This window comes from Streptomyces sp. Edi4 (genome assembly GCF_040253615.1).
GTDB lineage: Bacteria > Actinomycetota > Actinomycetes > Streptomycetales > Streptomycetaceae > Streptomyces.
In genome coordinates, this window is record NZ_JBEJGY010000004.1 from 5,976,132 (window position 1) to 5,998,252 (window position 22,121).

General features: G+C 71.1%; 19 protein-coding genes. 11 read left to right on the forward strand and 8 right to left on the reverse strand.

Annotated elements, in window-relative coordinates; all coding sequences use genetic code 11:
- Window positions 1-30: 30 nt before the first annotated feature.
- Window positions 31-522, reverse strand: coding sequence for a M23 family metallopeptidase (locus tag ABR738_RS29270; protein ID WP_350232934.1), 492 nt, complete (start codon window positions 520-522; stop codon window positions 31-33).
- A 289-nt stretch (window positions 523-811) separates the two neighbouring features.
- On the opposite strand from ABR738_RS29270, the gene rpsB reads away from it, so the two are divergent.
- The 9 genes from rpsB (at window position 812) to ABR738_RS29315 (ending at window position 10,932) form a co-directional block, all read left to right on the forward strand.
- Window positions 812-1,729: a 30S ribosomal protein S2 gene (gene rpsB / locus ABR738_RS29275; RefSeq protein WP_350232935.1), complete on the forward strand. Its 918-nt coding sequence runs from the start codon at window positions 812-814 to the stop codon at window positions 1,727-1,729.
- Between the two features lie 121 nt (window positions 1,730-1,850).
- Window positions 1,851-2,687: a translation elongation factor Ts gene (gene tsf / locus ABR738_RS29280; RefSeq protein ID WP_350232936.1), complete on the forward strand. Its 837-nt coding sequence runs from the start codon at window positions 1,851-1,853 to the stop codon at window positions 2,685-2,687.
- Between the two features lie 160 nt (window positions 2,688-2,847).
- Window positions 2,848-3,636, forward strand: a complete 789-nt coding sequence (pyrH, locus tag ABR738_RS29285; RefSeq protein WP_350232937.1) for a UMP kinase — start codon at window positions 2,848-2,850, stop codon at window positions 3,634-3,636.
- A 124-nt stretch (window positions 3,637-3,760) separates the two neighbouring features.
- Window positions 3,761-4,318 (forward strand): ribosome recycling factor, encoded by a 558-nt coding sequence (gene frr, locus ABR738_RS29290; protein ID WP_114040441.1) that lies wholly within the window; start codon window positions 3,761-3,763, stop codon window positions 4,316-4,318.
- Entirely contained in the window at window positions 4,318-5,427 is a 1,110-nt protein-coding gene (locus ABR738_RS29295) for a phosphatidate cytidylyltransferase (protein WP_350232938.1), read from the forward strand. The genes frr and ABR738_RS29295 overlap by 1 nt, the downstream gene beginning before the upstream one ends.
- 232 nt (window positions 5,428-5,659) lie before the next feature.
- Window positions 5,660-6,772: a dual-specificity RNA methyltransferase RlmN gene (rlmN, locus tag ABR738_RS29300; RefSeq protein WP_350232939.1), complete on the forward strand. Its 1,113-nt coding sequence runs from the start codon at window positions 5,660-5,662 to the stop codon at window positions 6,770-6,772.
- A 325-nt stretch (window positions 6,773-7,097) separates the two neighbouring features.
- Window positions 7,098-8,195, forward strand: coding sequence for a thiamine ABC transporter substrate-binding protein (locus ABR738_RS29305; RefSeq protein WP_350232940.1), 1,098 nt, complete (start codon window positions 7,098-7,100; stop codon window positions 8,193-8,195).
- A 77-nt stretch (window positions 8,196-8,272) separates the two neighbouring features.
- On the forward strand, window positions 8,273-9,886 hold the full coding sequence (locus tag ABR738_RS29310; RefSeq protein ID WP_350232941.1) for an ABC transporter permease: 1,614 nt from the start codon (window positions 8,273-8,275) through the stop codon (window positions 9,884-9,886).
- Window positions 9,886-10,932, forward strand: a complete 1,047-nt coding sequence (locus tag ABR738_RS29315; RefSeq protein ID WP_350232942.1) for an ABC transporter ATP-binding protein — start codon at window positions 9,886-9,888, stop codon at window positions 10,930-10,932. Before ABR738_RS29310 ends, ABR738_RS29315 begins: the two co-directional genes overlap by 1 nt.
- A gap of 76 nt (window positions 10,933-11,008) precedes the next feature.
- Here ABR738_RS29315 and ABR738_RS29320 read toward each other — a convergent pair whose 3' ends face one another.
- From ABR738_RS29320 to ABR738_RS29345, 6 genes are all read right to left on the reverse strand, one after another.
- The gene (locus tag ABR738_RS29320; protein WP_350232943.1) at window positions 11,009-11,914 is read right to left on the reverse strand and encodes a DMT family protein; all 906 of its coding nucleotides are present in this window, start codon (window positions 11,912-11,914) and stop codon (window positions 11,009-11,011) included.
- Window positions 11,915-12,040: 126 nt separating this feature from the next.
- Window positions 12,041-13,207: an LOG family protein gene (locus tag ABR738_RS29325; protein ID WP_502964164.1), complete on the reverse strand. Its 1,167-nt coding sequence runs from the start codon at window positions 13,205-13,207 to the stop codon at window positions 12,041-12,043.
- Between the two features lie 557 nt (window positions 13,208-13,764).
- On the reverse strand, window positions 13,765-14,925 hold the full coding sequence (locus tag ABR738_RS29330; RefSeq protein ID WP_350232944.1) for a hypothetical protein: 1,161 nt from the start codon (window positions 14,923-14,925) through the stop codon (window positions 13,765-13,767).
- The gene (locus ABR738_RS29335; protein WP_350232945.1) at window positions 14,907-15,644 is read right to left on the reverse strand and encodes an ABC transporter ATP-binding protein; all 738 of its coding nucleotides are present in this window, start codon (window positions 15,642-15,644) and stop codon (window positions 14,907-14,909) included. The genes ABR738_RS29330 and ABR738_RS29335 overlap by 19 nt, the downstream gene beginning before the upstream one ends.
- Before the next feature lie 177 nt (window positions 15,645-15,821).
- The gene (locus tag ABR738_RS29340; RefSeq protein ID WP_350232946.1) at window positions 15,822-17,201 is read right to left on the reverse strand and encodes an aspartate aminotransferase family protein; all 1,380 of its coding nucleotides are present in this window, start codon (window positions 17,199-17,201) and stop codon (window positions 15,822-15,824) included.
- Window positions 17,186-17,731, reverse strand: coding sequence for an Lrp/AsnC family transcriptional regulator (locus ABR738_RS29345; RefSeq protein ID WP_350232947.1), 546 nt, complete (start codon window positions 17,729-17,731; stop codon window positions 17,186-17,188). The genes ABR738_RS29340 and ABR738_RS29345 overlap by 16 nt, the downstream gene beginning before the upstream one ends.
- A 180-nt stretch (window positions 17,732-17,911) precedes the next feature.
- Between ABR738_RS29345 and ABR738_RS29350 the strand changes: the two genes are divergently transcribed.
- Window positions 17,912-19,351 carry a gamma-aminobutyraldehyde dehydrogenase gene (locus tag ABR738_RS29350; RefSeq protein WP_350232948.1) on the forward strand — a complete coding sequence of 480 codons (1,440 nt, stop codon included), beginning with the start codon at window positions 17,912-17,914 and terminating at the stop codon, window positions 19,349-19,351.
- A 186-nt stretch (window positions 19,352-19,537) separates the two neighbouring features.
- Window positions 19,538-20,734, forward strand: coding sequence for a polyamine ABC transporter substrate-binding protein (locus ABR738_RS29355; RefSeq protein WP_350232949.1), 1,197 nt, complete (start codon window positions 19,538-19,540; stop codon window positions 20,732-20,734).
- A 36-nt stretch (window positions 20,735-20,770) separates the two neighbouring features.
- On the opposite strand, the gene ABR738_RS29360 is transcribed toward ABR738_RS29355, so the two are convergent.
- The gene (locus tag ABR738_RS29360; protein WP_350232950.1) at window positions 20,771-22,030 is read right to left on the reverse strand and encodes a serine hydrolase domain-containing protein; all 1,260 of its coding nucleotides are present in this window, start codon (window positions 22,028-22,030) and stop codon (window positions 20,771-20,773) included.
- Window positions 22,031-22,121: the final 91 nt, after the last annotated feature.

Consider the following 22,121-nt stretch of genomic DNA (forward strand, 5'->3'; position numbering starts at 1 on the left):
CCCCTCCCCCCACCCCCTCCCCCCACCCCCTCACCCCGGCTCCCGAACCCCCACGACCGGCAGCAGCCGGGACGGCGCGGCGTGGTGTACGAGCAGCAGGGGGTCCAGGTAGGTGTGGGCTCTCAGGAGGCCCCAGTGCAGGCAGCCCGTGGGGCAGTGCGAGGGGGCCTCGGTCGTGGTGGCCACCACTTGGCCGGCGGTGACCTCGGCGCCCTGGGCGACCAGGGGGCGTACCGGTTCGTAGGTGGTTCTCAGCGGTGTTCCGTCCGGCGGGGGCGCCGCTGGGGGCGCTGTGCCGGAGAGGGTGATGGTGAGGACTCCCCGCCCCGCCACTTCGCCCGCGAAGGTGACCCGGCCTGGGGCGGAGGCTCTGACGGGGGTGCCCGGGGGCGCGGCCAGGTCGACGCCTCGGTGGCCGGGGCCGTAGGGGGTGGTCGGTGGGGCCCAGGGGTGGACGACGGTGGGCGGGACCACCGGCCAGCCGGCGGCCGTGAGGGCCAGGGTGAGGAGTGCTCGGTACATGGGTCCAGGGTCCCGGTGGGGCGGCGTGGGTGGGGATCTTGGTGGCGATCTGTGGAGTACTGGGCGGTTGTGGACAACGCCGTCACCCGGCACTGTGCGGGTCCCGTACACTTCTTGTGGCGATCCGGGTCACCGGATCGACTTCGCACGCCCCGCCGGCGCTCTCCACCATCGCCGGCCGCGCCACTCGGTCCTCACCCGCGCAGGGTTCAGGGCATGGCGCACGGGGGCGTCAGGCGCGGCAGCCGACCGGCGGCCGCGATAACCGAGTATCTCAAGGAGTACGGCCATGGCCGTCGTCACGATGCGGGAGCTGCTGGAAAGCGGCGTCCACTTCGGTCACCAGACCCGTCGTTGGAACCCGAAGATGAAGCGCTTCATCTTCACGGAGCGCAACGGCATCTACATCATCGACCTGCTCCAGTCGCTGTCGTACATCGACCGCGCCTACGAGTTCGTCAAGGAGACCGTCGCGCACGGCGGCTCCATCATGTTCGTCGGCACCAAGAAGCAGGCGCAGGAAGCGATCGCCGAGCAGGCGACGCGCGTGGGCATGCCCTACGTCAACCAGCGCTGGCTCGGCGGCATGCTGACCAACTTCTCCACCGTCTACAAGCGTCTGCAGCGCCTCAAGGAGCTTGAGCAGATCGACTTCGAGGACGTCGCGGCTTCGGGTCTCACCAAGAAGGAGCTCCTGGTCCTCTCGCGCGAGAAGGCCAAGCTGGAGAAGACCCTCGGTGGCATCCGCGAGATGTCGAAGGTTCCCAGCGCCGTCTGGATCGTCGACACCAAGAAGGAGCACATCGCCGTCGGTGAGGCACGCAAGCTCCACATCCCCGTCGTCGCGATCCTCGACACGAACTGCGACCCCGACGAGGTCGACTACAAGATCCCGGGCAACGACGACGCGATCCGTTCCGTCACCCTGCTCACCCGCGTGATCGCCGACGCCGTCGCCGAGGGCCTCATCGCCCGTTCCGGCCAGGCCACGGGCGACTCGAAGCCGGGCGAGAAGGCGGCCGGCGAGCCGCTCGCCGAGTGGGAGCGCGACCTGCTCGAGGGTGACAAGAAGGCCGACGAGACCGAGGCGGCCGCCGCCGACGCCGCTCCGGCCGCCGAGGCCGAGAAGCCGGCCGAGGCCGCTGAGGCTCCGGCCGCCGAGGCCGAGGCCACCGAGGCTCCGGCCGCGGACGACGAGCAGGCCTGACCCTTCACCGGGACCCACAGGTTCGGTAGTTGACGGCGGGGGCCACAAGCCCCCGCCGTCGACCCGTAGCCCCGCAGATCTTCGTAGATCTTTCTAGACTCCGAGAGAGAAACACAGACTCATGGCGAACTACACCGCCGCTGACGTCAAGAAGCTCCGTGAGCTCACCGGCGCCGGCATGATGGACTGCAAGAAGGCCCTGGACGAGGCCGACGGCAACGTCGACAAGGCCGTCGAGGCCCTGCGCATCAAGGGCCAGAAGGGCGTCGCCAAGCGCGAGGGCCGCTCTGCCGAGAACGGCGCCGTCGTCTCCCTCATCTCCGAGGACAAGACCTCGGGCGTCCTGGTCGAGCTGAAGTGCGAGACGGACTTCGTCGCCAAGGGTGACAAGTTCCAGGCCGTCGCCGCCAAGCTGGCCGAGCACGTCGCCGCCACCTCCCCGGCCGACATCGCCGCCCTGCTCGCCTCCGAGATCGAGGCCGGCAAGACCGTCCAGGCGTTCGTGGACGAGGCCAACGCCAACCTCGGCGAGAAGATCGTCCTGGACCGCTTCGCGCAGTTCACCGGCGGTTACGTGGCTGCGTACATGCACCGCACGATGCCCGACCTGCCGCCGCAGATCGGTGTCCTGGTCGAGCTCGACCAGGAGAACGCCGAGGTCGCCAAGGGCGTCGCGCAGCACATCGCCGCCTTCGCGCCGAAGTACCTCACCCGTGAGGACGTTCCGGCCGAGGTCGTCGAGACCGAGCGTCGTGTCGCCGAGGAGACCACCCGCGCCGAGGGCAAGCCCGAGGCCGCGCTCCCGAAGATCGTCGAGGGTCGCGTCAACGGCTTCTTCAAGGACGCCACGCTGCTGGGCCAGCCGTACGCGCTGGACAACAAGAAGTCCGTCGAGCAGGTGCTGAAGGAGGCCGGTGTCACCCTGAAGCGCTTCTCGCGCATCAAGGTCGGCATCTGAGTCGGTTCGGCGTTCGACACTGGACCCCGCTAGGGTCTGAGGCAGTCGTCGGCCGCACACGCGACGGACGACCGCAGATCTGACGAGGAGGCCATTGCCGCTAGGGACCACGAGTACCCACCGGCAATGGCCTTCTTCGTATGTGCACGAGGAGATCCCCATGAGTAAGGGCGCGGACACCGCCACAGCCGATCACTCGGCCGACCACAAGCGCGATGACGGCAAGGTGGCCGGGCGCTTCATGCTGAAGCTTTCCGGCGAGGCGTTCGCCGGCGGCGGGGGGCTCGGAGTCGACCCCGACGTCGTGCACAACATCGCCCGCGAGATCGCCGCCGTCGTCCGTGACGGCGCGCAGATCGCCGTCGTCATCGGCGGCGGCAACTTCTTCCGGGGCGCCGAGCTCCAGCAGCGCGGCATGGACCGGGCCCGTTCGGACTACATGGGCATGCTCGGGACGGTCATGAACTGCCTGGCCCTCCAGGACTTCCTGGAGAAGGAGGGCATCGACTCGCGCGTCCAGACCGCCATCACGATGGGCCAGGTCGCCGAGCCGTACATCCCGCTGCGCGCCGTGCGCCACCTGGAGAAGGGGCGCGTCGTGATCTTCGGCGCGGGCATGGGCATGCCGTACTTCTCCACCGACACCACCGCTGCCCAGCGTGCCCTGGAGATCGACGCCGAGGCCATGCTGATGGGCAAGAACGGCGTGGACGGGGTCTACGACTCCGACCCCCGGATCAACACCGACGCGGTGAAGTTCGACGCGCTGGAGTACGGCGAGGTCATCACGCGCGACCTCAAGGTCGCCGACATGACCGCGATCACCCTGTGCCGCGACAACAACCTCCCGATCCTCGTCTTCGAGCTCCTTACGGCCGGAAACATCGCGCGCGCCGTCAAGGGTGAGAAGATCGGCACGCTCGTGAGCGACCAGGGCACCCGGGCCTGACCGGGGGATGGACAATCCCCTGCCGGTCGGACACCGTGCAGGGAAAGACGCTGGTTATCCAGGGCCCGACGGCTCAGGTCGCCCTGAGCACTCCCGGCCCACCCAAGACATGCAGGAGCAAGTGGTGATCGAAGAAACCCTCCTCGAGGCCGAGGAGAAGATGGAGAAGGCCGTCGTGGTGGCCAAGGAGGACTTCGCCGCGATCCGCACCGGCCGTGCGCACCCGGCGATGTTCAACAAGATCGTGGCCGACTACTACGGCGCGCTGACGCCGATCAACCAGCTGGCCTCCTTCTCGGTGCCGGAGCCGCGCATGGCGGTGGTGACCCCGTTCGACAAGAGCGCGCTGCGCAACATCGAGCAGGCGATCCGCGACTCCGACCTGGGCGTCAACCCCAGCAACGACGGCAGCATCATCCGCGTGAACTTCCCCGAGCTCACCGAGGAGCGCCGCCGCGACTACATCAAGGTCGCGCGCACCAAGGCCGAGGACTCCAAGGTGTCGATCCGCGCCGTGCGCCGCAAGGCCAAGGACGCCCTCGACAAGCTCGTCAAGGACAAGGAGTCCGGCGAGGACGAGGTCCGCCGTGCGGAGAAGGAGCTCGACGACACCACCGCCAAGTACGTGGCGCAGGTCGACGAGCTGCTCAAGCACAAGGAAGCAGAGCTGCTAGAGGTCTGATGAACGACTCTTCCTGGGGGGCTCCGCCGAGACCCGCGTACTGGGGAACCCCCGAGGGGCCTTCCCAGGGGGCGTTCGCGGCGGGGCCCGCATACGATGCGTATGACGCCCCGCCCGTGGCGAGGACGCAGCCGATGCCCGTCGTGTCCGACGCGGGCGAACACGCCGAAGACCGCGACGAACGTGAGCAGGGGGCTGCTTTGACGGGCGGCCCTCTGTTCCGCGACGAGACGCCGCAGGAGCCCATGGCAAGCACCCCGCCCATGCCGCCCGTGCCCGCGCAGCCGGAGAAGAAGCGGGCCGGGCGCGATCTGCGGTCCGCGATAGGGGTCGGCGTCGCGCTCGGTGCGGTGATCATCGCCTCGCTGTTCGTGGTGAAGGCGGTCTTCGTCGGGGTCATCGCGGTCGCCGTCGTCGTGGGGCTGTGGGAGCTCACCAGCCGCCTGGAAGAGCGCAAGCAGATCAAGGCACCGCTGGTCCCGCTCGCGGTGGGCGGCGCGGCGATGGTGATCGCCGGGTACGTCAGCGGCGCCGAGGGCGCGTGGGTGGCGATGGCACTCACCTCGCTCGCGGTGCTCGTGTGGCGGATGACCGAGCCGCCCGAGAACTATCTGCGGGACGTGACGGCGGGCGTCTTCGCCGCGTTCTACGTGCCTTTCCTCGCCACGTTCGTCGCGATGCTGCTCACCGCCGACGACGGTCCCTGGCGGGTCCTGACGTTCCTGCTGCTGACCGTGGTCAGCGACACCGGCGCCTACGCGATCGGCTGGCGCTTCGGCAAGCACAAGCTCGCGCCGCGCATCAGCCCCGGCAAGACCCGCGAGGGCTTGTTCGGGGCGGTGTCGTTCGCGATGGTCGCGGGCGCGCTGTGCATGCAGTTCCTCATCGACGACGGCACGTGGTGGCAGGGCCTGCTGCTCGGCCTCGCGGTCGCCGCGAGCGCCACGCTGGGCGACCTCGGCGAGTCGATGATCAAGCGTGATCTCGGCATCAAGGACATGGGCACCCTGCTCCCCGGCCACGGCGGCATCATGGACCGCCTGGACTCCCTGCTGCCGACCGCCCCGGTGGTGTGGCTGCTCCTTGCGGTGTTCGTGGGCACGGGGTGACCTGGCGGCCGCGGTGCCGCTCGGCGGGAATCGGGCGCCGATTCGGGCTCGGTACGGGCCGGGCGGGCTCCGGTTACTCTTGAAGGGCGCGTCGCTCGCGAGCGACGCGCCCTTTTCGGCCCCGCGTCTGCGGGGGTGATCCAGTGAGGTCTCCTGGCTTCGGCACCGTATCGTCGCCTGCTCCGCGCCCAGCGGGGATCGCCGGCCTCGTCGTACTGAGGAGTTACCGCTCATGGCACGCCCCGTCCCGGGAGAACTCACCTTCACCGCGCCCCGCGGAGCGAAGCAGCCGCCGCGGCACCTCGCCGACCTCTCGCCCGCCGAGCGCAAGGAAGCCGTCGCCGCGATCGGCGAGAAGCCCTTCCGCGCCAAGCAGCTCTCGCAGCACTACTTCGCGCGCTACGCCCACGACCCGGCCGAGTGGACCGACATCCCGCTCGCCGCGCGCGGCCGGCTCCAGGAGGAGCTGCTGCCCGATCTGATGTCGGTCGTCCGGCACATCTCCTGCGACGAGGACACCACCCGCAAGACGCTGTGGAAGCTGCACGACGGCACGCTCGTCGAGTCCGTCCTGATGCGCTACCCGGACCGGGTGACCATGTGCATCTCCTCGCAGGCCGGCTGCGGCATGAACTGCCCGTTCTGCGCCACCGGCCAGGCGGGCCTCGACCGCAACCTCTCGACCGCCGAGATCGTGCACCAGATCGTCGACGGCATGCGCGCCCTGCGCGACGGCGAGGTGCCGGGCGGCCCGGCGCGCCTGTCCAACATCGTCTTCATGGGCATGGGCGAGCCGCTGGCCAACTACAAGCGGGTCGTCGGCGCGATCCGCCGCCTCACCGACCCCGAGCCCGACGGCCTCGGCCTGTCCCAGCGCGGCATCACCGTCTCGACCGTGGGCCTGGTCCCCGCCATGCACCGCTTCGCCGACGAGGGCTTCAAGTGCCGGCTCGCGGTGAGCCTGCACGCCCCCGACGACGAACTGCGCGACACCCTCGTCCCGGTCAACACCCGCTGGAAGGTCCGCGAGGTCCTGGACGCGGCCTGGGAGTACGCCGAGAAGTCCGGGCGCCGCATCTCCATCGAGTACGCCCTGATCCGCGACATCAACGACCAGGCGTGGCGTGGCGATCTGCTCGGCCGGCTCCTCAAGGGCAAGCGCGTGCACGTCAACCTCATCCCGCTGAACCCGACGCCGGGCTCCAAGTGGACGGCCTCGCGGCCCGAGGACGAGAAGGCGTTCGTCGAGGCCATCGCGGCCCACGGGGTGCCCGTGACGGTGCGTGACACCCGGGGCCAGGAGATCGACGGGGCCTGCGGTCAGCTGGCGGCTTCCGAGCGGTAGCCGCAGGGGGGCCGGAGCGCGCGTCGGAGCCTGCGCCGGGGGTCTGCCGGGGCCGTCGTCCGACCCGCGAAACGACCCGGGCCGCGCCGAGGGGCCCGTGTAACCTGGCGGGAAACATCTGCATATTCCGACAGGGGAGCGCCACAGCGCTGAGAGTGCGGTACCCATCACTGGGACACGGACCGCAGACCCTCTGAACCTTGCCCCGGTCATGCGGGGTAGGAAGTTCGGCGATTACTCAAGCTGTTGCGCCCTGCCCGCACGACCTCGCGTCGTGCGGGCAGGGCCGCGTCTCTTCCTGGTCATCTCCAGGAGGAATGAAGAAATGCGCAGTACCACCAGGCTCGCGGCCGCGTCGCTCGCCGCCGCCCTCGGACTCGCCACGCTCGCGGCGTGCGGCGGCTCGGACGGCAAGAAGGCGTCCGGCACCAGCGGATCCGGCGGCAGGACCGTCACCCTGGTCAGCCACGACTCGTTCGCCGCATCCGACCCGGTGCTCAAGGCGTTCACCGCCCAGAGCGGCTACACCGTCAAGGTACTCAAGAGCGGGGACGCCGGCGCCGCCCTCAACCAGGAGATCCTGACCAAGGGCTCCCCGCGCGGAGACGTGTTCTTCGGCGTCGACAACACCCTGCTCTCGCGCGCCCTGGACAACGGCATCTTCACCCCGTACGAGGCCAAGGGCCTGGACCGGGTGCCCGCCGAGGACCAGCTCGACAAGGACAAGCGCCGGGTCACACCCATCGACACCGGCGACATCTGCGTCAACTACGACAAGAAGTACTTCGCGGACAAGAAACTCAGCCCCCCGCAGTCCTTCGACGACCTGATCAAGCCCGAGTACAAGAACCTCCTCGTCACGGAGAACGTCGCGACGTCCTCGCCCGGGCTCGGCTTCATGCTCGGCTCCGTCGCCAAGTACGGGGACGCGGGCTGGCAGGACTACTGGAAGAAGCTGAAGGCCAACGGCGTCAAGGTCGACGACGGCTGGGAGCAGGCCTACAACACCGACTTCTCCGGCTCGGCCGGCGGCAAGAAGGCCAAGGGCGACCGCCCGCTGGTCGTCTCCTACGCATCGAGCCCGCCCGCCGAGGTCATCTACGCCGACCCCAAGCCCGCCGAGGCTCCCACCGGCGTCGCCACCGGCACGTGCTTTCGCCAGATCGAGTTCGCGGGACTGCTCAAGGGCGCCAAGAACGAAGCCGGCGGCAAGGCGCTCCTGGACTTCCTTATCTCCAAGAAGTTCCAGGAGGACATGCCGCTCCAGATGTTCGTGGACCCGGTGGCCAAGGACGCCTCGGTGCCGCCGGAGTTCACCAAGTTCGGCGCCAAGATCACGAACTCGGCGACCGTGGCCCCTGACAAGATCGCCAAGAACCGTGACCAGTGGGTCAAGTCGTGGTCCTCGCTCGTCCTGAAGTAGAGCGCCACGCGGACCGGCCGCCCCGGAAGCAGGGGCGGCGCGGCGCCGTGCGACGGGGCGCGGCGCGGTTCGCGCTCATGGCCGTGCCGCTCGCGTTCTTCGCGCTGTTCTTCGCCTGGCCCGTGGCCGCCATCGTCGGCCGGGGGCTCAGGGCGGACGGCGCCTGGCAGCTCGGCCGGCTCACCCAGGTCCTCGGCGACCCCGACATCACCCACGTGCTGTGGTTCACCACCTGGCAGGCGCTCGCCTCCACCGCGCTCACCCTCGTGATCGCCCTGCCCGGCGCCTACGTCTTCGCCCGCCTCGACTTCCCCGGAAAGCAGTTCCTGCGGGCCGTGGTCACCGTGCCCTTCGTACTGCCGACCGTCGTCGTGGGCAGCGCGTTCCTCGCGCTGCTCGGCCGGGGCGGGCTGCTCGACCAGCTGTGGGGTCTGCGCCTGGACACCACGGTGTGGGCGATCCTGCTCGCCCACGTCTTCTTCAACTACGCGGTGGTCGTACGCACCGTGGGGGGCCTGTGGTCCCAGCTCGACCCGCGTCAGGAAGAAGCCGCACGCGTGCTCGGCGCCTCCCGGTGGACGGCCTGGCGCACCGTCACGCTCCCCGCGCTCGGCCCCGCCGTCGCCGCGGCCGCCCTCATGGTCTTCCTCTTCACCTTCACCTCCTTCGGTGTCGTGCAGATCCTCGGCGGCCCGACCTTCTCCACCCTCGAAGTGGAGATCTACCGCCAGACCGCCGAACTCCTCGACCTGCCGACCGCCGCCGTCCTGACCATCGCGCAGTTCGCCGCGGTCGGCGCGGTCCTGGCCGTGCACGCCTGGACGGTGCGCCGCCGCGAGAGCACCCTGAAACTGGTCGACCCCGCCCACACGGCCCGCCGCCCGCGCGGCGCCGCGCAGCGGACCCTGCTCGCCTCGGTCCTCGCGGTCGTGGCCCTGCTGATCCTGCTGCCCGTAGGCGTCCTGATCGAGCGCTCCCTCGACACACCGGGCGGCTACGGATTCGGCTACTACCGCGCGCTCCAGGACGCCGGGGACAACGGAAGCTTCCTCGTGGCGCCCATCGAGGCGATCGGGAACTCCCTCCAGTACGCCCTCGCCGCCACCGCGATCGCGCTGGTCGTCGGCGGCCTGGCGGCAGCGGCCCTGGCCCGGCGCGGCAGCGGCCGCCTCATGCGGGGCTTCGACGCGCTGCTCATGCTGCCGCTCGGCGTCTCGGCCGTGACCGTCGGCTTCGGCTTCCTGATCACCCTGGACGAGCCGCCCCTGGACCTCAGGACCTCCTGGATCCTGGTGCCGCTCGCCCAAGCCCTTGTCGGCACGCCCTTCGTCGTACGGATCATGCTGCCGGTGCTGCGCGCGGTGGACCAGCGCCTGCGCGAGGCGGCGGCCGTGCTCGGCGCCTCCCCGCTGCGGGTCTGGCGCGAAGTGGACCTGCCGCTGGTGCGCAGGGCGCTCCTGGTGGCGGCCGGCTTCGCGTTCGCGGTCTCACTCGGCGAGTTCGGGGCGACCGTCTTCATCGCCCGGCCCGACCACCCGACGCTGCCCGTCGCGGTGGCCCGCCTGCTCGGCCGGGCCGGCGACCTCAACTACGGCCAGGCGATGGCCCTCAGCACGATTTTGATGGTGGTGTGCGCGGTGGCGCTGCTCGTCCTGGAACGCCTGCGGACCGACCGGAGCGGGGAGCTGTGATGCTGAAGCTCGACGGTGTGAGCGTACGGTTCGGACAGCGCGCCGCGCTCGACGGGGTCGACCTGGAGGTCGCCGAGCACGAGACGGTGTGCCTGCTCGGGCCCAGCGGCAGCGGCAAGTCGACCCTGCTGCGGGTCGTCGCCGGCCTCCAACACCCCGACAGCGGACGGGTGTTGCTCGCAGGAGCCGACCAGGCCGGGGTGCCCACGCACCGACGCGGGCTCGGCCTGATGTTCCAGGACCACCAGCTCTTCCCGCAGCGCGACGTCGCAGGCAACGTGGCGTTCGGGCTGCGCATGCGGGGCGCCTCGCGCGGTGAACAGGCGCGCCGGGTGGGTGAGTTGCTGGACTTGGTGGGGCTCCCGGACGCCGGGAAGCGGGCGGTCGCCGCGCTGTCCGGCGGTGAGCAGCAGCGCGTCGCGCTGGCCCGCGCGCTCGCGCCCTCGCCCCGTCTGCTCATGCTGGACGAGCCGCTCGGCCAGCTCGACCGCACTCTGCGCGAACGTCTGGTGCTCGAACTGCGCGCCCTGTTCGGCCAGTTGGGCACCACCGTGCTGGCCGTCACGCACGACCAGGGCGAGGCGTTCGCACTGGCCGACCGGGTGGTGGTGATGCGGGACGGACGCGTCGCCCAGAGCGGGACGCCCCTTGAGGTCTGGCGGCGCCCGGCCTGCGCGTTCGTGGCGCGCTTCCTCGGCTTCGAGAACGTGGTCGAGGCGAGCGTGACGGGCGAGGTGGCCGCCACGCCCTGGGGCAGGATCCCGGTGCCGCCGGGCTCCCCGCAGGGGGAGACCCAGGTGCTGGTGCGGCCGGCGGGCGTGCGGATCGTGGGGGAGCGGGAGGGGCCGGCGTGCGAGGTCGTGGCGCGGACCTTCCGCGGCAGCCACGTGGTGCTGCGGCTGCGGCCCGGGAGCGGGCCTGTCCTGGAGGCGCAGTGCGAACCGGGGGCCGCGCCGGAAGTGGGGGCGCGGGTGGGAGTCGCCTTCGCGGCGCCGGAGGTGGTCGTCCTGGGCGGCCGCCCCGCCCCGGCCGCGCCGGGCACGTAACCGTGGAGGGACGGGGGCGGCGGGACACGCACGTGGTCCCCGCGCGCCTGGCGGGGCCGGGGCCCGGGCGGGCGGCTCAGGCCACCGGGGTGAGTTCTTCGGCCGGCTCCTGCGACCCGTGCGCGCCGGGGGAGCCGAACCACGCGACCGCCACCGCCCCGGCCACCGCCAGGACGAAGCCGAGGACGGCCATCCAGGCGAGGCCCGCCCGCGACGCGTCGCCGAGCCACGCCACGCCGATCGCCCCCGGCAACACCGTCTCGCCCACCACGAGCGCCGCCGTCGCGCCGTTCACCGAGCCGATCTGGAGCGCCACCGTGTGCAGATACATGCCGCCGATCCCGGCGACTCCGATCGCGTAGAGCGCCGGGTCGGCGAGCAGGGCCCCGGCGTCGAACGGGTCGATGCCGTTCAGGACGCGTACGCCCACCCCCAGCGCGCCGAAGCCGAGCCCCGACAGAAGGCCCGCCCAGATCGCGGCGCGGGCGCCGAGGAGGCGTACGGCCACCGTGCCCCCGGCCATCAGGACGAGCGAGACGGCGAGGAGCCACCAGTGCGTGCTCACCGCCGTGTGGCCGCTGCCCTCATGGCCGGCCGCCGAGGCGAGCAGCACCAGCGCGGCGCAGACCACCCCGATGGACGTCCACTCCGCGCGGCTGAGGCGGATGCCGAGCAGCTTGACGCTGAGCACCGCCGTGATGACCAGGTTGGCGCTGATCACCGTCTGGGACAGGAAGAGCGGCAGCAGACGGGCCGCCAGCGCGCCGAGCCCGAACCCGACGAAGTCGAGAACGGTGCCGACGGCGAACTCCCACGTCGTGGCGGCCTTCGCGGTGGAGGAGAGGCTGGGGCCCCCGTGCTGGGTCCGGTCGCTCGCGGCCTCCTCGTGGCCGGCGGCGCGGCGGGATCCGACGGCTTGCAGGACCGAACCCGTGCCGTAACAGACCGAGGCGGCGATGGCGGTCAGCAGACCGAGCAGCACGGGTGACTCCGTTCATGGCGGGGGCAACCGGTTCGCCCCACTCCGCTTTACCAGACGTTTACCGCCCTTTGGGAGTTGCCTGAGGGCCCGATTCTTTTGCGCCGCGCCTGGCGTACTGGGCGGGCGCTAGCGGGACAGGCGGGCCAGGGCGTCCGGGGCGTCGGCGACGGAGTCGACCAGGGCGACCCGGGCCGCCATCGGGCGCTCCTCGGCCAGCGCCTGGAGCAGCGGCCAGGCCGGGAACCGCTTCGTCCAGTGCGCCCGGTCGACCAGCACCATGGGCGTCGGGGTGCCCCGCGACTCGTAGTAGTTCGGCGTCGCGTTGTCGAAGATCTCCTGTACGGTGCCGGCCGCGCCGGGCAGGAAGACGACGCCCGCGTTGGAGCGGGCGAGCAGGCCGTCCTCGCGGGTGGCGTTGGCGAAGTACTTGGCGATGGCGTTCGCGAACGCGTTCGGCGGCTCGTGACCGTAGAACCAGGTGGGGATGCCGACGGAGGTACCGCCGCGCGGCCACTTCGTACGCACCTCGAAGGCGGCGCGGGCCCAGGCCGACACGGACGGCCTGAACGAGGGCTCGGCGGCGAGGAGTTGGAGCGCGGAGTCGAGCATCGCGTCGTCGAAGGGCGCCGCGTACGCGCCGAGGTTCGCGGCCTCCATGGCGCCGGGGCCGCCGCCCGTCGCCACCGTGAATCCCTCGCGGGCCAGGGTGCGGCCGAGCACCGCGGCGCCCCGGTACTCCCGCGTGCCCCGGGCCATCGCGTGACCGCCCATGACGCCCACCACCCGCGCCCCGACGAGCTGTTCGTCCAGTGCGTCGGAGACGGCGTCGTCATGGATGGAGCGCAGCATCGAGGAGAAGATGTCGCCGTCCGACTTCGTCTGCTGGAACCAGGCGTACGACCGGGCGTCCGGGGTGTGCTCGTAGCCCGCCGCGAGCCCTTCGAAGAGCTCGGCGGGGGAGTAGAGCGTGCCCCGGTAGGGGTCGAAGGGCAGGTGCGGGACGGGCGGGAAGACGAGGGCGCCGTCGGCCCTGATCTTGGCGGCCGCGTCCGGCTCCATGGGGCAGCCGAGGAAGACGGCGCCGGCGGTGTCGGCGGCGAGCAGGGCCAAGGTGCGGGCCGTGAGGTCGACGGACTGTATGCGGAAGCCGGCGAGCCCGTGGCCGTGGTGTGCGGTGAGCGCCGCGTCGAATTCGGCGAGGGATTCGATCTCGGTGTCGCGGCCCGGGTTGCCCGCGTGGTCCGGGCGGGCTGGGGGGAGCGGGGTTTCGTCTGTGTCCGGCACGGCGGCCATGCTAGGCGCTGCGCTGAGCTGGGCGGGATCCGGGTGCGGGGGTGGATGCGTCCGCGCTTCCGCGCACCCGGTGCGGGCCCGCGCGGCAGCCTGCGGCGCGCGCTCGCCTTCCACGCACCCGGTGCGGGCCGGCAGCGCGTCGGCCTCCCGCGCTCGCGTGGTTCCCCGCGCCCCTGGGTGCTTGGTGCTGGTCCGCGCGGGCAGCGTCAGTCCGTCCGGCGATTGAGGACGAGCGCCCTTCAGGCGCGAACGGGGTCTGGGGCGGAGCCCCAGGGAGCCTGGCTGCGGGTCGTGGTCGCTTCTCGCGCAGTTCCCCGCGCCCCTGACGGGGTCGGTGCGGGCCCACGTGGGGCAACCCAGGGCAGGGCTCATGCCGGCCCAGCCAGGCAACCTCAGCCCGTCCGGCGTTTGAGGACGAGGCCGTTCAGGCCGATCGGGGTCTGGGGCGGAGCCCCAGGAGTCCCGGCTGCGGACCGTGCGTGGCTGGGCGCGCAGTTCCCCGCGCCCCTGGTGGGGCTGGTGCTGGCCCACCCGGCATACCTCAGCCCGTCCGGCGGTCAGCGCAGGGGGAGGGCCGCCAGTTCGGCGATCGTCGCGGTCACCGGGGTGAAGACGGCCAGCAGGGCCAGGGTGCGCAGGGCCGCCGCGCCCCGCAGCGTGGCGGCGGGGGCGCCGAGGGAGAGAAGGGCCGCCGTGGTGTGGGCCCGGGCATGGCGGGACTCCAGGGTCGCGGTCAGCAGCGTCGCCACCGTGCAGCTCATGACGAGCCCCGCACCGAGCCCCGTGAGCGGACCGAAGGGATGCGGTCCGGGCCGGCCCCCGTACAGGGCCGCCGCCGCGATCGCCGCCGACGCCACCGCGCACACCACCCCCAGGGGCCGCCCGATGCGCCGGGCCTCCGCCATCAGGACCCGGCCCGCGAGCAGGCGGGCGGCGCCCGGGCGGCCCAGTTGCAGCAGCCGTCCGCTGAAGTGCGCGAGCGCGGGGCCCGCGAGCGCCAGACCGAGCGCGGTCAGCGCCCACCCGCCGAGGAGTCCCGCCGGGCTGCCCTCGGGGTGGCCCGGCATCGGGAAGGCCGAGCCCGGGGCGCCCCGGCTCGCGTACGTCTCCACCGCGAGGCCGGCCGTGATGAGCACGCACCCCCACGGCAGCCCGTTCGGCGCGGGCGCCGGCTCCTCGGGGTGCACCGGGTCGCTGCGCTCGCCCGGTCGCGTTGCCGAGCGCGGGCGCAGCGCGACCCCGGCCGCGACCGACGCCGTCACCGGCAGCACGGCGAGCAGGGTCAGGGCGGCCGCCACCGGCATCGGCTGGTCCGCGGCGAGCAGACCGGCCGCGGCGCCGTCGAAGGGGAGCCCGGTGATGTCGCCGCGCAGATGCAGACAGACCAGGAGCGCCACCGCCGAGCCCAGCGTGCAGGTGACCGCCGTGGAGGCGGCGGCGATCACCGCGAGGCGGGCGGGACCAAGGCCCACGGCGGACAGCCCCGGACGCGGCCGGGTGCTGGGATCGGTGCGGGCCACCGCGACCGCGAAGTGCGCCGTGGCCGCGACCGGGACCGCGCACCACAGCAGCCGCAGCACGGACGCGCCGGGGTGGCCGACGGCGTGGCCGAGCGTGCACAGCAGCAGGAAACCGACCCCGGCGGACGCCGCGGACACCAGCAGTCGGCGCAGCAGGACCAGCGGATGGGTGCCGCGGGCTAGACGGAGAGCGAGCACGCGGCGATACCCTCCGTATCCGAACCATCCGTGGTGACACGGGAGTTGACCCGGCGGCCGTCGATGAGGACCACGGTGCGGTCGGCCAGCTCGGCCACGTCCGTGTCATGGGTCGCGATCAGCGTGGTGATGCGGTGCGAGCGGACCGCGGTGAGCAGGGTGCGCAGCACCTGCGCCCCGTCGGCGCGGTGCAGGGTCGCGGTGGGCTCGTCGGCGAAGAGCACGGTGGGCCCGGTGACCAGGGCGCGCGCGATCGCCACGCGCTGGCGCTCGGCCTGGAGCAGGGCGTGCGGCCGGCGCTTGGCGCAGGTGTCGACGTCGAGGCGTTCCAGCCATTCGAGGGCCGCCTTCTTCGCGTCGCGGTGCGGGGCGCCGCGCAGGAGCAGCGGCAGGGCGGCGTTCTCCCAGGCGCTGAGTTCGGGGACCAGGGTCGGCTCGGGGTCGATCCAGGCGAACCGGTCGCGGCGCAGCCGTTCACGGCTCACCGCGCCCAGCGTGTGGACGGGCACGCTGTTGAACCACACCTCGCCCTCGTCCGGCACCAAGGTGCCCGACAGGCAGCGCAGCAGGGTCGTCTTGCCGCAGCCGCGCGGGCCGCCCACGGCAAGGATCTCGCCCTCGCGCACCCCCACGCCCACCCCGGTCAGGGCGGGCGAGCCGCTGTGGGAATGGTGCAGGGAACGTGCCCACAGCACGTCGTTGTCCGGCGGAGCCACCATGGTGCACACCTCGGTTCAGATCAGATTTCCTGTTCCCGCTCCCCGTACGGGGGAACGAAGGCAGGGCCGATCGGTCACTGGGCACGCTAGGCAGTGGGGTGTGGCTGTCCCAACAGCACGCGGCCCGGCCGCTCCCATCTCACTCGGATGGGCGCGGCCGGGCCGTGGGCGGGATGCTCAGAGCTTGGTCCAGGCCTCCGTCAGGACCTGGCGCAGGACGCCCTCGATCTCGTCGAAGGTCGACTGGTCGGAGATCAGCGGCGGGGCGAGCTGGACGACCGGGTCGCCGCGGTCGTCAGCCCGGCAGTACAGGCCGTTGTCGTACAGCGCCTTGGAGAGGAACCCGTACAGGACGCGCTCGGTCTCCTCGTCGTTGAAGCTCTCCTTGGTGACCTTGTCCTTCACCAGCTCGATGCCGTAGAAGAAGCCGTTGCCGCGGACGTCGCCGACGATCGGCAGGTCGTGCAGCTTCTTGAGGGTGTCGAAGAAGGCGCCCTCGTTGTCCAGCACGTGCTGGTTGAGGCCTTCCTTCTCGAAGATGTCGAGGTTTGCCAGGCCCACCGCGGCGGAGACCGGGTGGCCGCCGAAGGTGTAGCCGTGCAGGAAGGTGTTGTCACCCTTGTAGAACGGCTCGGCGAGCTTGTCGGAGATGATGCAGGCGCCGATCGGGGAGTAGCCCGAGGTCATGCCCTTGGCGCAGGTGATCATGTCCGGCACGTAGCCGAACTTGTCGCAGGCGAACATCGTGCCGAGCCGGCCGAAGGCGCAGATGACCTCGTCGGAGACGAGCAGCACGTCGTACTTGTCGCAGATCTCGCGCACACGCTGGAAGTACCCGGGCGGCGGCGGGAAGCAGCCGCCCGCGTTCTGCACCGGCTCCAGGAAGACGGCGGCCACCGTCTCGGGGCCCTCGAACAGGATCTCCTGCTCGATCTGGTCGGCGGCCCAGCGGCCGAAGGCGACCGGGTCGTCGGCGTGTATCGAGGCGCGGTAGATGTTGGTGTTGGGCACCTTGTGCGCGCCGGGGACCAGCGGCTCGAAGGGCGCCTTCAGGGCGGGCAGACCCGTGATGGACAGGGCGCCCTGCGGGGTGCCGTGGTAGGCGACCGCACGCGAGATGACCTTGTACTTGGTGTGGTTGCCGGTGAGCTTGTGGTACTGCTTCGCCAGCTTCCACGCGGTCTCGACGGCCTCGCCGCCGCCGGTGGTGAAGAAGACCTTGTTGAGGTCGCCCGGCGCGTAGTTCGCCAGACGCTCCGCGAGCTCGACGGCCTTGGGGTGGGCGTAGGACCACACCGGGAAGAAGGCCAGTTCCTGCGCCTGCTTGTAGGCGGTCTCGGCGAGCTCGTGACGGCCGTGTCCTGCGTTGACGACGAACAGGCCCGAGAGGCCGTCGAGGTACTTCTTGCCCTTGTCGTCGTAGATGTAGGTGCCCTCGCCACGGACGATGGTGGGGACGGGGGCGTTCTCGTACGACGACATGCGGGTGAAGTGCATCCACAGGTGGTCGTAGGCGGTCTGGCTGAGGTCCTTGCTCACGGCTATCGGGTTCCCCACATATAGGTCTGCTTCTTCAGCTTGAGGTAGACGAAGCTCTCGGTGGAGCGCACGCCGGGGAGGGCGCGGATCCTCTTGTTGATCACTTCGAGCAGGTGGTCGTCGTCCTCGCAGACGACCTCCACCATCAGGTCGAAGGAGCCCGCGGTCATCACCACGTACTCGCATTCGGCCATGGCCGTCAGCGCCTCCGCCACCGGGTCGAGGTCGCCCTCGACGCGGATGCCGACCATCGCCTGGCGCCTGAATCCCACGGTGAGCGGGTCGGTGACGGCGACGATCTGCATCACGCCCTGGTCGAGCAGCTTCTGGACGCGCTGGCGCACGGCCGCCTCGGACAGGCCGACGGCCTTGCCGATCGCGGCGTACGGGCGGCGCCCGTCCTCCTGAAGCTGCTCGATGATCGCCAGGGAGACGGCGTCGATCGTCGTCCCGTGGGAGCGCCGGGCGGCGTCCGTCTGCGGGGCGGTGGTCGGGAGCCGGGAGGGTGATCCGTTCCCGTTCCTGGGGTCTGTGCTTCGGCTGGCCACGGAGCCACTGTGCACCCGACCCGGCCCGTCCCGCAACCCCAAAGCGATGTAATTCGTTGTCCTGTGACCTTCCGGGAACTGAATCCGAAGTTCAGGGGCGTCGGGTCTGTCGAAAGCGTCGCTCCACCGACTAGGGTGGGCTGTCTCATCCATCGGACATCGGACCGGGAGGCCAGCGAAGTGACCACCGAACTGCGTCGTTTGCGCAATTACATCGACGGGGAGTTCCGCGATGCTGCCGACGGGCGGACCATCGAGGTGGTCAACCCGGCCACGGGCCAGCCGTACGCGACCTCGCCGCTCTCCGGCCAGCAGGACGTGGACGCCGCCATGGCGGCCGCGGCCAAGGCGTTCCCCGCCTGGCGCGACAGCACCCCGGCGGAGCGCCAGCGCGTGCTGCTGAAGATCGCGGACGCCTTCGAGGAGCGCGCCGAGGAGCTGATCGCCGCCGAGTCGGAGAACACCGGCAAGCCGATCGAGCTCACCCGCACCGAAGAGATCCCGCCGATGGTGGACCAGATCCGCTTCTTCGCGGGCGCGGCCCGGCTGCTTGAGGGCCGCAGCGCCGGCGAGTACATGGAGGGGCTGACCTCGATCGTGCGCCGCGAGCCGGTCGGCGTCTGCGCGCAGGTCGCGCCGTGGAACTACCCGATGATGATGGCCGTGTGGAAGTTCGCCCCGGCGCTCGCCGCGGGCAACACGGTCGTCCTCAAGCCCTCGGACACCACCCCCGCCTCGACCGTCCTGATCGCCGAGATCATCGGCGCGATCGTCCCCAAGGGCGTCTTCAACGTCGTGTGCGGCGACCGTGACACGGGCCGCGCGATGGTCGAGCACAGGACCCCGGCGATGGCCTCCATCACCGGTTCGGTGCGGGCCGGCATGCAGGTCGCCGAGTCCGCCTCCAAGGACGTCAAGCGCGTCCACCTGGAGCTGGGCGGCAAGGCCCCGGTCGTCGTCTTCGAGGACGCCGACATCGCCAAGGCCGTCGAGGACATCGCGGTCGCCGGCTACTTCAACGCCGGCCAGGACTGCACCGCCGCCACCCGCGTGCTGGTGCACGAGTCCATCCACGACGAGTTCGTGACCGCGCTGGCCAAGGCCGCCGCCGACACCAAGACCGGACAGCCCGACGACGCGGACGTGCTGTACGGGCCGCTGAACAACGCCAACCAGCTCAAGCAGGTCACCGGCTTCATCGAGCGCCTGCCCGCGCACGCCAAGGTCGAGGCGGGCGGCCACCGCGTCGGCGAGCAGGGCTACTTCTACGCCCCGACCGTCGTCTCGGGCCTCAAGCAGGACGACGAGATCATCCAGAACGAGGTGTTCGGGCCGGTCATCACCGTCCAGTCCTTCACCGACGAGGCCCAGGCCCTGGAGTACGCCAACGGCGTCGAGTACGCGCTGGCCTCCTCGGTGTGGACCAAGGACCACGCGCGCGCCATGCGGATGTCCAAGAACCTCGACTTCGGCTGTGTGTGGATCAACACCCACATCCCGCTGGTCGCCGAGATGCCGCACGGCGGCTTCAAGAAGTCCGGCTACGGCAAGGACCTCTCCGCGTACGGTTTCGAGGACTACACGCGCATCAAGCACGTGATGACGTCGATCGAGGGCTGAACCGGCTGATGGTGATCCGGGCCTGAACGGCCGCGAGGGGCGGGGGAGTTGATCCCCCGCCCCTTCTCGCTGCCACCGGACCTCGCCCGGGCCGGCCCGCAGGGCCCGACAGGGTGTCCGGCCTGGGGGCGAGGGCTGTACGCAGCGTCCATTGAACGCGCTCGGTGGGCCGGGCATCCTGCGGGAATGCCACCGACCGCGCCCCGCGCCAGCAGCCCCCTTGCCCGCCGCAGCCTCCTGCGCGCCCTCGGCGGCGGCGCCGCGCTGGCCGCCCTCGCCGGCTGCGGGGTCCCCGCGGCGTACGTCGCACCGGGCGAGCGGACCGGCCGTGACCGTTCGGCGGCCGACAAGTCCCTGACGTTCGCCAACTGGCCGCTCTACATCGACGTCGACGACAAGGATGCCTCCAGGCGCCCCACCCTCGAGGCGTTCACCAGGAGCACCGGAATCTCCGTCACGTACACCGAGGAGATCAACGACAACGACGAGTTCTTCGGCAAGATCAGCCCCGCGCTGATGAACCATCAGGAGACCGGCCGCGACCTCATGGTCATCAGCGACTGGATGGCCGCCCGGTTCGTGCGGCTGGGCTGGGTGCAGGAGATGGACCGCGCCAAGCAGCCCAACGTCGCGCGCCACCTCGACCCCCAGCTGCGGACCCCCGCCTTCGACAACGGCCGCCTGCACAGCGTCCCGTGGCAGTCCGGGATCACCGGCATCGCGTACAACAGGAAGAAGCTGGGCCGCGAGCTCAAGCGCGTGAGCGATCTGTGGGACCCGCGCCTGGCCGGCAAGGTGACACTCTTCTCCGGCCTGGACGAATCCTTCGCCCTCCTCATGCAGGGCAATGGCGTCGACATCACGCGGTGGACGGCGGACGACTTCCACCGCATGTGCGACGAGGTCGACAAGCAGGTCGCCAACAAGCAGATCCGGCGCTTCACCGGCAACGACTACACCAGCGACCTCAACAAGGGCGACGTACTGGCCTGCCAGGCCTACAGCGGCGACGTCTTCCAGCTCCAGGCCGACAACCCCGACATCGAGTTCGTGGTGCCCGAGGAGGGCGCGGAGCTGTGGGCGGAGTCGATGATGATCCCCAACCTGGCCCGCCACAAGGCGAACGCGCAGGCCCTGATCGACTACTACTACGACCCCGAGGTCGCCGCCGAACTGGCCGCCTCGGTCAACTACGTCTGCCCCGTCCCCGCCGCCCGGGACGTCCTGGCCTCCTCGAAGAACAAGGACGAGGCCGAACTGGCCGAAAACCCCCTGATCTTCCCGGACGCCACGATGCGCGAACGTCTCGCGATCGCCCGCGACATCACGTCCGAGGAACGGGTGGAGTTCGCCAAGCGGTGGAACGCGATCGTGGGGTTGTAGACGCGCCGCCGGCGGGTCCGGCTCCCGACCCCGCCGTCATTTCCCCGTACCCCCGGACTTGACGCCGAAGGCGGCGGTCATGATTTTCATGGCGGTCGGGTTCATGTCCGCGCCCTTGGCGTCCGTGGAGTTGACGCTGTAGACCAGGGTCCGGGTCGGGGCGCCAGAAGCGGACAGCGTGGCCCCGATCGCGGTGTTGTAGCCGTAGCGGCCTCCCGTCTTGCCCCACACGTCCCGGCCGCCGAGTCGCATCGTCGACAGGCCCACGCTGTACGCGGCCGGCTTGCCCGTGCGCATGTCGCGCACGTCCGGACCGGGCAGCGTGAACATCTCCTTCAGCTGTGCGCCACGCACTACCTGGCCCGAGAACAGGGCACGGGTGAAACGGTCCAGATCCGCTGTGGTGGAGATGAGGTCGCCGGCCGCGAACGCGTCGCCCGCGCCCCACACCGTCACGTCCCGCAGCCGCGAAGAGCCGTCCGGCTCCTTGAAGACCTGGTATCCGTGGTTGTGCGGGCCGTGGATGGCCGGGTCGGAGCCCGGGACGGCGGTGTCCGTGAGGTGCAGCGGCCGCACGATGCGGGTGACGAGCTGGTGCGCGTAGGAGTCGCCCGTCACCCGCTCCAGGAGCAGTCCCGCGACCGTGTAGCCGATGTTGCCGTAGTGCTGCTCGGTGCCCGGCGCGAAATCGGGCTTCCGCGCGGTCGCCTCGCGTACCACGTCCACCGGGTCGCGGTCCTCGAAACGGTGCGCGTACAGGTAATGCAGGGAGTCGTCGTCGGACGAACCGACGGACGGGATTCCGCTGGTGTGGTTGAGGAGTTGACGGACCGTCACCCGTGCGTACGTCGCCGGAATCAGGTCGGGCAGATAGGCCCGCGCCGGTCGGTTCAGATCGACCCTGCCCTCGCTCGCGAGCTGGAGAATCATGGCCGCCGTGAAGACCTTGGTGACCGAACCAGCCCGGAAGCGGCCGCCCGGGTCGGCCGGGGCACGGGTGGCCAGGTCGTGCACCCCGGCCGCGCCGAGCCAGCTCCCCTCGGTGCCGCCGACCCGGACCAGCGCGGCCGTCGCGTCCGCGCCCGGCTTCCCGGCGTCGGCGATGGCCGCACGCAGGGCGGCGATGTCGAGGCTGCCGGTGGCGGCTCGGGCACTGGCCGAGGGGGGTCTCGGCGCCGAGGCGACGGCAGGGGCCACCGGGACGGCGAGGACCAGCACAGTGGCGAGCAGGGCGGTGCGGGAGCGGATGCGGGTGCGGGGGCGGGTGGGAATGAGGGTGTGCGTGCGGGCGTCCATGGCGCGATCTCCGTGATCAGGTGGGGCTGTTGTGCTGACGGATCCATCCTGGTGATCGAAGAGCTCGTACGGATCGCCGTGGCGAGGGGTT